Genomic DNA, 13,283 nt, shown 5'->3' on the forward strand with positions numbered 1-13,283 from the left:
CACGTCGGTGAAATCAGGATTTTTTATTTGCAATATTTTGTTTTATCCGTTAAAGTGCCTATATTTGCAACCACTTATGGTTAAAGATAAATACAAGCGAATAAGTTGTATGTTGCTCTTTTTCCTCATTGTAGGAAGAACTATGGCACAACAGCCCTTGACCTTTGAGTTGGAGCGTGTCAGCGATTCGCTTTCATGGCTTTGCTTATGCTCTAAAACAGAAAGCAAAATAGCAAAGACAAGACCAGAGAAGAATAAAACAAGCAGAACAGCTATTGCGAAATGGCGGCTTCCCTACCCTGTTTATCAACTCGTAACAGGCGATATTAATGGAGACGGAAAGGACGAAGCAATCGTTGGGGTTATCAAACCGACTCGCTTCTACCCACAACCTGCACGCCGCCTCTTCATCTTTAAGCAAATAAATGGTAAAATACGCCCCATGTGGATGGGGTCGCGAATGGGTGGAATACTATGCGATTTTCGTTTTATTGAACCATACGTACGTACATTGCAAGCAACCACCGATGATAAATATGTTGTCGCAGACTATGTTTGGGACGACTTTGGGCTCGCCTTCGTACGCTTTTTAACTGAAGCGGTTAGCCACGAAGAAGCCCTAAAACGATTTACTTCGAACGAATAAAACTAAAATATAACAATTTAAACCCAAACAAGATGAAACACAATCCCTATTACAAGCGAATGCAAAAGAACGCATTTAGAACTGTAGCTATTGCATTACTAATCTTGTTAGTCTCACCTACTGCGTGGGCACAAAGTAAAAAGACTGATGGCAACACAGGTGATGCATATATTGAACGTACCCAAGAGAAGAAGACTCCTCTTATTCTTCCTGGTGCTGGAAAAGTCAATATTGAAAAATTGAAGGGTAAGATTGATACGCAGATGGACATCTCTAAACTCAATCTTGTAGAGCTACGTGCAATCAGAAACGCCTTTGCTGCAAGGCAGGGATACCCTTTCAAAGATGCAACCTTACGTGCATTATATAATACAACAACATGGTATAACGATGCACTTTGGGATGTCTCTGAAAAAGAAGAGACCACTGGTAAGAAGTTCTCACCACGTTATACGAAAGAACAACTTGCCTTTACAGAGCGCATCCGTGCACGAGAAGCTGAATTACGAAAGCTGAACTTTAAACCAGCGAACAGTAAGGACGTGGTGAATATGAAGAATCTTATCAACCCGTTCCAGCTGAAAGAGTTTGACCCAAAGCTATATAGCATGTTGGGACAGAATGGTTTTGCTATCGTTCCTGCCGAACATAATCAGCTTTTCCACGTATATGAGAAGAACGACTATGCTGATTTTCCAAGCTTCGTAACCACTGACCTCTACCTACAACTGTTCCATCTCTATTTTGATTGTGTATTGCGCGATGTGGAGGAAAAGCACTTAGACTCACTGATGATTGTCTTTTCTTCCAAAATGGGAGCAGAGATGAAGACACTTACAAGCAGTCAAAATGCAGAAATAAAGGCTGCAGCGGAATATGGTCAGGCATGGTTTGCAGTTGCATCTTGGCTCTTTAGTCATGATAAAGCACCAAAATCAATAGCTACACTGAATGCCCCAGAAGCATACAAGAAGATGGTAATGGAAGAAATCACTAAGTCTTTCGAGGCTGAAAATGAATATTCTGAGATGCTTGAATATGACTCTCAGACAGGAATGTTTGCTTATTCGCTCTTCCGTCCACGTGGTCACTATACCCGTTCTAAGGTTTGTAGTCGTTACTTCCGTGGTATGATGTGGTTGCAAACAGCCCATTTTGGTACGGACAAACCTGCTAAGATGAAGCAGATTGCACTTATTGCCAATATCTTCAACCAACAACCAAAACTTAAAACCATATACGACAAGGTAAGTGAACCAATCACTTATCTTATGGGAACACCTGATAATGTTACCCTCATACAGGTTGCAGAACTTGTTAAGAAGATGAACTTACCTATAGAAAAGCTATTATCTTCAAATAAAGACATGGGTAAACTGACAGCAAACATTGAAGCAATAGCAAAGAAACAGACACGTATCGAGTTGAAGAAAACACATGGAACCAAATATGTTGTAGATATTATGCCACAGCGTTATCAACCTGATGCAGAGGCATTGATAGCTACTACGGATCAAGATAGCCCTATCTCTCTCCGCCCATGTCCAAAGGGACTCGACTGGATGGCTGTCATGGGATTGCCAGGTGCCGAACGTATTCTCATGGACGAGCTGAAAGAAGCACAGAAATGGAAGGATTTTCCAAAGGCATTAACCACTGCTCGTAAGAAAGTTGCTAATACTCCTTGGGAGGCTTGTGTAGCAAATCAATGGATGTACACGCTCCAGTCATTAGGTGACACCGCACAGTCGCTTCCTTATTTCATGCAGACACCACAGTGGCAGAAGAAGAATTTGAACACAGCACTTGCTTCTTGGGCTGAATTAAAGCATGATGCTATCCTCTATGCAAAGCAGCCTATGGTGGCAGAGTGTGGCTCTGGAGGTCCAGAACCACCTGTCGTAAAGGGTTATGTTGAGCCTAACGTGAAGTTCTGGGAGAAAGCTATTGCACTTGTAACAAAAATGGATAAAGTCCTCACAACTTACAATTTACAGACTGAAAAGGCAAAGGCTGTATATGAACGAATAAAGGAAATGGCTGAATTCTGCCGTGACATCAGTATAAAAGAACTGAATAGTGGAAAGATAACTGACGAGGAATACAACCAGATTGAGATTATTGGTTCGACCGTAGAGAACATCTCTTTGGAGCTTGTCAGCGAGGACAATCAGATGTTGCAGGGATGGTCTGATGTGGTGAGTACCGACAAGAAGGTCGCAGTTGTTGCTGATGTTTTCACTGCTGGAGGCGAGAATGTTGCCATAGATGATAAGTGTGTGCTATATGAAGGAGTTGGTCCTGCTTACGAAATATACGTAGTAGTTGAGATAGACGGCTCCCTTTACCTTACACGTGGCTCCGTCTTCTCTTACCGTGAGTTTACAAGATTGATGTCAGACCCACGCATGACGGACGAAGAATGGCAAGAGGAATTAAAGAAGTCACCAACAGGTGGAACGCCATCATGGATGAAAGAAATCATAGCTCCAGTAAAAGGAATGAGTGCTGATGATGAAGAGACATTCTATAGCTCGGGTTGTTAAAGTTACAATATGCTTGCTAACTCCTATCCTACTATCTTTCAGCGGGATAGGAGTTAATGATATAGACAAAAAGAAGTCTACTTCTAAAGAGGTAGACGACACCTTACGTATCATTATTACAGGTGACCTCCTACTTGACAGGGGGGTAAGACAGAAGATTGACGTGGCAGGAGTTGATGCTCTTTTTTCATCTGGTATCGACTCGTTGTTCCAATCTTCCAACTATGTAATTGCCAACTTAGAGTGTCCAGTGACCAAAATAAGAGAACGAGTGTTCAAACGTTTCATCTTTAGAGGCGAACCCGAATGGTTGCCTACACTACGTCGTCATGGCATAACGCACCTCAACTTAGCCAATAATCATAGTATTGACCAAGGAAGAAGAGGACTTTTAGACACACAAGAACAGATTAAAAAAGCAGGAATGATACCTATCGGGGCTGGTAAGAATATGGAGGAAGCAGCAGAACCAGTACTCATTTCTACAAATCCACGCCATGTTTGGGTAGTTTCATCCCTACGTTTACCCTTAGAAAACTTCCTCTATCTTCCTCAAAAACCTTGTGTTAGTCAGGAGAGTATAGATAGTCTTATCATGCGAGTTAAACGCTTACGAGCCACAGATAAGAATTGTTATATTCTCCTTATACTACATTGGGGATGGGAACACCACTTCAGAGCCACTCCACAGCAGCGTGAAGATGCACACAATCTAATAGATGCAGGGGCTGATGCTATTGTTGGTCACCATAGTCATACACTCCAAACAATAGAGACATATCGAGGAAAACCAATCTATTATGGCATTGGAAACTTTATCTTTGACCAAAGAAAACCAATGAATTCACGGGCTTGTCTTGTGGAGTTAAGCATCACTGCAGAGAAGTGTAAAGCAAAGGCTTTACCTATAGAAATCAAGAACTGCACACCCTACCTTAGTAAATAGCGTTTTCAAATTGTGCTTATTTCTCACTTTTGGATAACTTTTCAGCGAAAAAGTTTGGAAGTTTACGTTTAAGTATATACTTTTGCAGCAGGTCTGAGGGTATGGCTTTGAACAAAGCTATACCATAAAGCAAAATGAAAAAGTAAACACAATATGAAGCGACAAGGACAAGCACTATCGTTAAAGAATCTAACAAAAAGCAATGTGTGGGACATTCAGGAAAACGATGTCTTCCGCCTTTGGGCACAAGCAGAACGTGACGCCGATTTAAGGGATAATGAGCGTCATTATATTGATGTAATCAAAAGTGCCTTTACCATAGAAGAAGTTAAGGTTGATAAGCCTGAAGTTATCAAGAAATACGAAGAACGTGGCTGCCAAGTTGGTCAAGTTAGACTTGATGAGGGTACCACTGTAAAATGGGCTTTAAAGAAAAAATCAATCCAACGTATTACTGATTTAACTTGGGAAAATATCCATCATATATCAGCTCAGAAGCTAATTGAGGTTCTTGAGCGTAACTTTGGCGGTGGTTGGGAGAGCCTTCCACAGAGCGTACAGGATATTATCTTAAGTGGATTTGATATAAGTACAACTACGCTTCCGACCGCTCGTCTGAAGAAACCAGGTGGTCTTTATGAGAAGAAAGTCGCTGATGGCTTCGAAGTTCTTGAGATTTCAAAGGGCTCATGGACAGAAGCTATCTTTGCTAAGGAAAAGCCAATTTCAAACGTACCTACTACTAAACTTTCATCATTTGATGAGATTGGAGAAGAAGAAAACTTGAAGGATTTGGATGATGAAGACGAAATGATGCCTGAAGAAGATAGAGGTACAGACGATGAGGACGATGAGGATTTCGATGAGGACAAACTCACTGAAGAAAGCTATCGTACCACATTCGACACCAACCCAGAGGATTTGGAAATGCAAGCCGATGAGGTTGGAGAGGATGTCGACTTCTAAACAAGCATAATAAAAATAGTAAGTGATTAACTAAATCACTATAAGAAAAGACCCAATCATTTGATGATGATTGGGTCTTTTCTTGTTTTCTAAGATTAATCTTGTACACATTTTCTTACCTAATTCGCATTACCGAGCAACGAATAGCTACTAACGCGATGTGTTTGTTTTAGTGCTTTTTAGCCTTCTGAGCCAAAGCCTGACGACGAGCATTCTGAATCTCGAGGAAACGAGCATCCATACTGCTGTCAAACTCTTGGTTCTTAATAATGAGCCTATCCATAAATGTATGTTATCTTAAATACTTAATCGTATGCAAAGATACGTTTTCTAAGTAATCATAACAAATTTATACGAACTTTTTTGAAATCTTTTTAGTTACTTTTTGACCATAGTCAATACTATTGACTTACATCAAGCATCCACGTGTTATATTGCAAACAAGACAAAAAAAGTTGGCTATGTCAAATATCTTTCCTACCTTTGCACCGAATTCGCAAAGAAAAATAAGTAATAACCGCAGAACCAAAGGGGTTCCGCACAAAAGAAGAAAGGATAACATTATGTTGACATTTGGTATTGTTACTATCGTTGCAGCAGTAATTGCAGAGGCATTGATTGTTTCAAAGAAGATTAATCTTGATTAGTAATTATCAAGTAACCAAAAGACCAGAAATTAAATCGTAAGCTGTTGAAATCGATTAACAGCAGACAAATAAAAAAGAAAAGCCGATGCACCAAATGGTGTATCGGCTTTTTCTATGGGTAATATTACTCTTATCTAATGATTATCTTCTCTCAATTCTACACCCTATTCTATCGTATTTTGCCCTCAATATCATTGGTGTCATCCATCCGCACATGTCGTGCTAAGCATGCGCACATATGGTGTTAAGCATCCGCACCACATGTGCTAAGCAGCAATATGCCATTTGAAAAGTAGCTATACGTTGGTAGAGTATAGGAAAAAAGACTGTAATAGTTCTTCTAACAAAACATTATGAAGCCTTAAAAAGAAGACATCCTTACTTTAGCTTGTTGATAAAAGAGTAGTTTTTCTACTATCACTTTATACTAAAGGATATTAAGATCAGCAAGCGCTTTCTGTGCTATAGTATCGAAGTCTTCTCCTAATTCGCAGAAACTTAGAACACAATTATATGCAGCATGTCTCAATGGTAGGCTCTCACCTGCTAACGTTGTGTGTGCCTGATCAAGGAACTCATTAATCCCTCGCTCATTAGGTTCCATACCACGAGCAAACAAACGAGCAAGCAACTGGTAGCCACAAAGCTGATACATATCACGATCAGAAGCTATCCACTTGTATGCCAAAGCTGGTGCGAAGTCAAGATACTGAAGAAGATTAAAAGCCAATAACTCAGCCATTTCCTGTGTGCGAAGGCGTTCCATCCATACTTCCACAAGGTCTTCATCCATTTTCTCAGCTGGCATAATAAGCGTAGCCAGTACCTGACACTCACGAATATCCTCTTTCCATAGTTCTATAGCGAGCTCATAATCCTTACCATATTCAGCTGCCATCTTCTGCAAATCAGGGATTGGTACTCCCCAGTTTATCTTATACGTAACACCCTTTTGACGCATAGAGTGCGATGCAACTCCATTCATCAAGAGGCGGAAAGACTGTTTAATCTCTTTCAGTTTCTCGTGTATCTGTTCATTCATTATCCTATTAATCTATATAAATTGATAAATTCTATTATGGTTTTTCTATACCACAACAGTTTAATTATTAAGTATTTGAACACCTATTGATAGTTGATATTAACCAACTAAACTCAACATTAAGAAGCAGTCAGTTTCAGAAATACCGTACATCTCCAATGTGTCAGCATCACTACGGAACTCTTCTAATAATTGCTCCCTACTCTTTCCACTCTTTACTATCCATTCTCGGAATAGCTCAACAGCACGTTGAACATTGCCCATAGCCCACCGACAATAGCCTGCATTCAGATAATCCTCATGCGCTGGAGTTGATGTTAACAGCGTGTCATACAACAGTGAAGCCTTATCAAGACTATTATCCGACAGCATTGCCCATGCAAGAACACGCTTCACATTCATGTCTTCCGGATATTGATAGTCAAGACGGAATAACTCTTCACGCACCTCGCTTGTCCTACCTAACTTCAAAAGAGCAACACAACGATTCATTGTGTAATTCTTATGACCTGGTTCTAATTTCAGCAACTCAGTATACACCTCTTCTGCAGTTTTATAATCCTCTGCGTCAAGTGCTGCTCTTGCCTTTCCTTTCAGCGCCCACTGATTATCAGGCTCAGTCTTCAACGCATAATCAAAGAACTGATAAGCAAACTCAGCCTTACCCATATTGATATTTGTATAACCCATTAAGATGGCATATCGTGGGTCTGCACTTTGGAAAGTAGTCAGAAGTTCTGCAAGTTCCGTCATCTGCTGATGCTTATACAAGTGTGAAGCCAAGCGCAACTTGACATCATCGAGTCCTGTGCCCATGAAGGATTTATACGTAAAGAAGAAGGTATCAGCAACAAAGTCACCCTTACCATTATCCTCAAATGGATTAATAAAGTCATTAGCTGTATGATAAAGACGGAAGAAACGGTAAAGGTCTTGTAAGTAGGTACGACGAATACTAATAGCATCTTCCACATCATCACTTTCTGCCAACGGTCCTAACATTGCATCAGAACCTATTACCTCCTTAATATCAGATGGTAACTGATTGATGATTTGTTCTAAAGCAAAAGCAAAAGAGTATCTATCCGACTCACAGAAATTACTTCTTTCCATGAGAGTATTTAAGAACTTTGTGTCGCCTAATTTACTTATCACAGGGCGTAAAGCAGGGTGATTCAAGTAGAAAGGAGTAAACCAATTCACCATATCATTGAAGAAAGGGAATCGCTTCATCTGACTGAAACCGCCAAAATAGATATCAGAACCTTGCTTCTGCATATCCATCATCTTGCGTACCTTCTCTTCCATCTGCTCCATGCGCTTCTCATCAGCATCTTGGTGGAGGATACTCTCTATCGCATCTTCTTCCTTTTCCATAATGCCAAGACGCCCGATTGTCAGATTAGAGTTGCGCATGATATCAGGCATAATATCACGTTGAATCTTGTCATTATCCTTCTCAGCATCCTTACTATAGAAGAACTGAATCTGTAAAGTCAGTAATTCACGAGTGATAGTAGGGTTCTCACAGAGCTCACGTATCAACGCATCCTGCTCTGGGAAGATGTCCATTCCTTCGAAGACTGCTAACACCCAGCCCACCAATGCACGCTGTCTTACATGCTCGTCTGTAGCCTGCTGATATACATTGACAAGTGTTTTGAACTTATTAATATCAAACTGATTCATTGCGCCAAGGCTAATTGCACTTACAATAACCTGCTGATCAGTTGACATAACAGTAGGAGAAAGGAGCAACTCTGTATAGAATTTACAATCATCATCAGTCCATTGACACGATGTCCATAAGGCACTAAAAAGACGATTCATAAACGATTGGTGACGATCATATAACTCAGTACTCTTCTGTTCTCTTGTTTCTTCTGGTTGAAGTGAGAGCATAGCGATGTCTGAAACAAATGATTCTAACACTGTACGAACGAAGTCATGGCTGGTATTCAGGTGGTCAATTACCCTAAAAGAGTTAACGTATGCACTAACATTCTTGCATCGCCAGCTAATCTCAAGGTCGGCAGCAACACGGTAAAGTCGCTGCAACAATGTGCTATAGAGTGATTCACGATGACTATCTGAGAAACCCCTTCCCATATAGTCTACCATCAACTGATAATCAGATTTGATAGCTTCAAACTCACTGTGTCCCATAAGTGATGGACGCTGAACATAAAGTTGCTCTAATACCTCAATGGCATTACTCAACCTTCTGTCCATTAAACAGTTTATAGCCTTGCTAAGAATCTCCTCTACATTCACTTCCCTACTCCTTTATATGATTACTATTCAGTTCTTACTTACTAACCTTACCACTGCTAAGAAAGTTGCGTGCCATGAGCAAGTCTGCCTTACGTGGTGGTCCAATCTTCGTATATTTTATATCAGGTAATGCACGTACAACAGATTCATCAACCTTCATATACTTCTGAATCAAAGCAGAATAATACTTCACACCATTCTTATTGATTTGCTCTACAGCCTTATCATAAGCCGCTGCAAAGGCTGCTTCTTCATCTTGACGACGCACTTTATCCATTATAGCCACCACACCAAGGCGTACACCAGCATCTTCCGAATTAAAAAGGGAATTATTATCTGCTGATAAAGCCTTTGTTATCTGTGGTTCAGCAAACCAGTAAGCATCAATCTCATGGTTCTGCAACATGGCAAGTCTCACCAGTACATCATTAACCTGTACACGAAAGACTTGATACTTAGGCTTAGCCTTCTTCACCGCCATATCCGTCAGAAGGTCAGTTCCAGAGAAACGAGTCATAGCAACAATCTTATCACTTAGGTCAGAGAGTTGCTTCAACTTCGAATCCTTGTCAGCAATCAGTTGCCAATTAAGATTCGTATCTGTCAGATAGTGCATCAGCACCTTGTTTCTATGTTTCAGTCTTTCTGTACGGACAAGATCACTAAAAGCAGCTTGTACACTTCCCCCAATCATAGCCGTATCACAATCCATCTGTGCATTAAACCTACAAAGTCTAATATCAACCTTCGCTGTATCGTATAACAAGCTATCCTTCAATAGATACGCCGGAAGGCAATCCATCGTAGGCATCACAGCTATTTTATAAGCTTTCTGATAAGCTTCACGCTCAGCCAACTTCTGTGCCTGACGTTCAGCTTGCAGCTCCTTGTCGCTCTTACCGCAGCTGACAAAGGTAAGCACAGCCAGTATGAGCAGGTAATTAATACGTTTCATATAGTTGCAAAATTAAGAATAAATTTTGTAACTAAGAAAAATCTTATTACTTTTGTCTTACTTATGGCAAAGGACAAGATAGCTTTCGTCTGCAGTAATTGTGGACAAGAAAGTCCAAAATGGATTGGTAAATGCCCCAACTGTGGGCAGTGGAACACATTCAAAGAGTTCCGTATCGCTGCTGATACGGGTTCACAAGCTGCACGCAATGCCGCAACAACATTGCGCAATGCAGCTTCTGGCGGCTCTGTTTCGGCTTTAGCAAATAAGCCACAGCGTCTCCGTGACATTTCATCTCACGATGACCCACGCATAGATATGCACGATGGTGAACTTAACCGTGTGTTAGGTGGCGGCTTGGTACCGGGTAGTATCGTACTACTTGGTGGCGAACCCGGTATTGGTAAGAGTACGCTGACACTGCAGACAATACTCCACATGACGCAACGTGTACTCTATGTCAGCGGTGAGGAAAGTCCTCATCAGATAAAGATGCGTGCCGAACGTATTTCCAAAAATATTGCAGAAAACATCATTATCTTGTCGGAAACATCCTTAGAACATATTTTTGAGCATATTCGTGACGTACAGCCAGAGCTTGTTGTGATAGACTCTATCCAGACTATCTCAACAGAAGACGTTGACAGTAGTCCCGGAAGCATTACTCAAGTGCGCGAATGTGCATCAGCCCTTCTACGCTTTGCAAAGACAAGTGGCGTTCCTGTGATTCTCATTGGACATATCAATAAAGAGGGAAGCATTGCTGGACCAAAGATATTAGAGCATATTGTTGACACCGTAATTCAGTTTGAAGGCGACCAACATTATATGTATCGAATCCTCCGAAGCATTAAAAACCGATTTGGTTCTACTTCAGAACTCGGTATTTACGAGATGGAACAGCAGGGACTTCGTGAGGTTAGCAACCCTTCCGAACTTCTACTTACCGAAGATCATGAGGGATTATCGGGCGTTGCTATCTCAAGTACTATTGAAGGCGCACGTCCTTTCCTCGTTGAGACACAGGCACTTGTATCATCAGCTGCCTATGGAACTCCACAGCGTTCAGCCACAGGTTTCGACCAAAGACGCCTTAACATGCTCCTCGCTGTCTTAGAGAAGCGTGTCGGTTTTAAGCTGATGCAGAAGGATGTCTTCCTGAACATTGCAGGCGGTTTGCGTGTGACAGACATGGCGATGGACCTCAGTGTCATTGCTGCCGTACTCTCATCGAATGTTGACACACCAATAGAACAAGGCTGGTGTATGTGTGGTGAGGTCGGATTGAGTGGTGAGGTACGCCCTATCAGCCGTATTGAGCAGCGCATTGCAGAAGCTGAGAAATTAGGTTTTAGCCATATCATTATTCCAAAGTATAACCTTTCAGGACTTACAGGTAAGTACAATATACAACTTCACCCCGTAAGAAAGGTTGAAGAAGCACTTAGAGCATTGTTTGGCTAAAACGAAAATGAATACTTTGAGACGAACTCTCACAACACACAACATCTCGTTTTTGTAATAAAAATTCAGTGCCCAATATTCTTAGTGGTGCTTAATTGGACTTGAATTAAGGCTTAATTGGCTTTCAAAAGACGCCCTTTTGAGGTCTAACTAACGCCCTATTGAAGTCCAATTAAGCACCTTTTCGAATAGACACTTATAACTCCTTTATAACTAAAGAGTTACAAAGATGCTCAAAGTGGCGTTATCTCACTGTTTCTTTGAGTAAAAAACAAGGGAATGATGTAAAGATAATTCAGCATGCAATAAACGCAAATTAAGGGCTATTTAAAGAATAAAACCATCCGAACAGATACAAACAAAAAAGGCAGTAGCTAATGGGATAAAACCATTGCTACTGCCTTTAATATGTTCTTTTTAAACTATTGCTTTAGAACTTAGCCATCTTGATAGCATCAATCGCACACTCATCACCCTTGTTTCCAAGTCTGCCACCACTGCGATCCTTAGCCTGCTGGAGGTCATTGGTTGTCAGAAGACCATAGATAACAGGAATATTTTGTGATGCGTTGAGATGAGCTATTCCGTATGTCACACCCTCACAGATATAGTCAAAATGAGGTGTTTCACCGCGGATAACACTTCCAAGAATAATAACAGCATCGAAACCGTCATTCTTAGTCATCATCTGTGCACCATAAATGAGCTCAAAGCTACCAGGAACTGTCTTAATATGAATATTCTCTGGAATAGCACCATGCTTCTCGAGTGTCTTTACAGCACCATCAAGCAAGGCACCAGTAATCTCCGGATTCCACTCAGCTACAACGATACCAAAGCACATGTTACTTGCATCTGGTACACTCTGCGCATCGTAGTCGGATAAATGATGAAGTTCTGTTGCCATGTTTGCTTAGTTAGAAGCACGCTCAATATACTTGTCAATATCCTGATAGATAGGAGAGTTGACGTAAGTCTTCTTGATATCCTTGTAAATCTCAAGTGCTTCAGCCTTCTTACCTTCGCTCTCGAGGAGGACACCTGCCTTGCGCAATGCTAATGGAGCAATAGTGAGATTGGTGTTATCAGCAGCCTCAGAGTTAGCCATCTTTGCAGCTTTCTTGAAGCACTCAACAGCCTTATCATTCTGGTTGTTGTTAGCATAGATATCACCAAGTGCCATCTGAGAAGCTGGACTAATCATCTCGTCGTCGCTTGTGCTAAACTTCTCCGCATTCTCCAATGCCTTTGCCCAGTTTGGCTTAGCTTGATGTGCATAGCAAAGTGCAACATAAAGGTTTGCAAGGTTGCCAGCATCAGTGCTGCTATAGTCACTCTGAACCTTCTGGAAACCAGCGAGAGCCTGGTCATACTGCTGACTGTTGAAGAGTGTCTGACTCTTAGCCAACTCAGTACTTGCCTCTGCCTCACGTGGAGCAGAAATGTAGTTTTTGTAAAGGATAAAGCCAGCTACAACCACTACGATAGCAACGATAGCGATAATGAAAGGCTTCTTGTACTTCAAGAACGTAGCCTCTGATTTGTTAAGGGTATCTTCGTATGTACCCTGTTCTTTGTTGTTTACCATTTTTACGTTATGATGTTTTTATTTTATTCTAAACTGTAAGGTGCGCATTATAGCGGGACAAAATTAATCAAAAAGTCGCATATATTGAAATTTATCAACGACTTTTTTCTTTTATTGAACGGAAATGAGTTAACTTTGCAGAGAATGGAAAGGAATAATATAGCGTTTAAAGGTTAATCGGATTAACTCTACTTTTTTATTCTCTTAAC

At 41.0% G+C, this 13,283-nt stretch carries 11 protein-coding genes; 6 read left to right on the forward strand and 5 right to left on the reverse strand.

What is annotated here, in order from left to right:
- The first annotated feature begins 109 nt into the window (after positions 1–109).
- The 5 genes from HMPREF0659_RS09660 (at position 110) to HMPREF0659_RS09680 (ending at position 5,751) form a co-directional block, all read left to right on the forward strand.
- Entirely contained in the window at positions 110–646 is a 537-nt protein-coding gene (locus HMPREF0659_RS09660) for an FG-GAP repeat protein (RefSeq protein ID WP_013265757.1), read from the forward strand.
- A 32-nt stretch (positions 647–678) separates the two neighbouring features.
- Complete coding sequence (locus HMPREF0659_RS09665; RefSeq protein WP_013265656.1) at positions 679–3,192, forward strand: DUF3160 domain-containing protein; 2,514 nt, start codon at positions 679–681, stop codon at positions 3,190–3,192.
- Positions 3,158–4,138: a CapA family protein gene (locus HMPREF0659_RS09670; protein WP_013265070.1), complete on the forward strand. Its 981-nt coding sequence runs from the start codon at positions 3,158–3,160 to the stop codon at positions 4,136–4,138. The genes HMPREF0659_RS09665 and HMPREF0659_RS09670 overlap by 35 nt, the downstream gene beginning before the upstream one ends.
- Positions 4,139–4,291: 153 nt before the next feature.
- The gene (locus HMPREF0659_RS09675; RefSeq protein ID WP_013265455.1) at positions 4,292–5,104 is read left to right on the forward strand and encodes a hypothetical protein; all 813 of its coding nucleotides are present in this window, start codon (positions 4,292–4,294) and stop codon (positions 5,102–5,104) included.
- A 461-nt stretch (positions 5,105–5,565) separates the two neighbouring features.
- Positions 5,566–5,751 (forward strand): hypothetical protein, encoded by a 186-nt coding sequence (locus HMPREF0659_RS09680; RefSeq protein ID WP_013265598.1) that lies wholly within the window; start codon positions 5,566–5,568, stop codon positions 5,749–5,751.
- A gap of 427 nt (positions 5,752–6,178) precedes the next feature.
- Here the strand turns inward: HMPREF0659_RS09680 and HMPREF0659_RS09685 are convergent, their stop codons facing one another.
- From HMPREF0659_RS09685 to HMPREF0659_RS09695, 3 genes are all read right to left on the reverse strand, one after another.
- Positions 6,179–6,793, reverse strand: a complete 615-nt coding sequence (locus HMPREF0659_RS09685) for a DNA alkylation repair protein (RefSeq protein ID WP_013265687.1) — start codon at positions 6,791–6,793, stop codon at positions 6,179–6,181.
- 99 nt (positions 6,794–6,892) lie between these two features.
- A complete protein-coding gene (locus HMPREF0659_RS09690) occupies positions 6,893–9,067 on the reverse strand; it encodes a tetratricopeptide repeat protein (protein ID WP_013265379.1) in 2,175 nt (724 codons plus the stop codon).
- A gap of 34 nt (positions 9,068–9,101) precedes the next feature.
- Positions 9,102–10,022 carry an ABC transporter substrate-binding protein gene (locus HMPREF0659_RS09695; RefSeq protein WP_013265514.1) on the reverse strand — a complete coding sequence of 307 codons (921 nt, stop codon included), beginning with the start codon at positions 10,020–10,022 and terminating at the stop codon, positions 9,102–9,104.
- Between the two features lie 63 nt (positions 10,023–10,085).
- Here HMPREF0659_RS09695 and radA point away from each other — a divergent pair, with 63 nt between their 5' ends.
- On the forward strand, positions 10,086–11,486 hold the full coding sequence (gene radA, locus HMPREF0659_RS09700; RefSeq protein ID WP_013265228.1) for a DNA repair protein RadA: 1,401 nt from the start codon (positions 10,086–10,088) through the stop codon (positions 11,484–11,486).
- A gap of 430 nt (positions 11,487–11,916) precedes the next feature.
- Here the strand turns inward: radA and ribH are convergent, their stop codons facing one another.
- Both ribH and HMPREF0659_RS09710 read right to left on the reverse strand, forming a co-directional pair.
- Positions 11,917–12,393 carry a 6,7-dimethyl-8-ribityllumazine synthase gene (ribH, locus tag HMPREF0659_RS09705; RefSeq protein ID WP_004359555.1) on the reverse strand — a complete coding sequence of 159 codons (477 nt, stop codon included), beginning with the start codon at positions 12,391–12,393 and terminating at the stop codon, positions 11,917–11,919.
- A 6-nt stretch (positions 12,394–12,399) separates the two neighbouring features.
- The gene (locus HMPREF0659_RS09710) at positions 12,400–13,074 is read right to left on the reverse strand and encodes a tetratricopeptide repeat protein (RefSeq protein ID WP_013265497.1); all 675 of its coding nucleotides are present in this window, start codon (positions 13,072–13,074) and stop codon (positions 12,400–12,402) included.
- Positions 13,075–13,283 lie beyond the last annotated feature (209 nt).

Origin of the sequence: Prevotella melaninogenica ATCC 25845, from assembly GCF_000144405.1 — a bacterium.
Classification (GTDB): domain Bacteria; phylum Bacteroidota; class Bacteroidia; order Bacteroidales; family Bacteroidaceae; genus Prevotella; species Prevotella melaninogenica.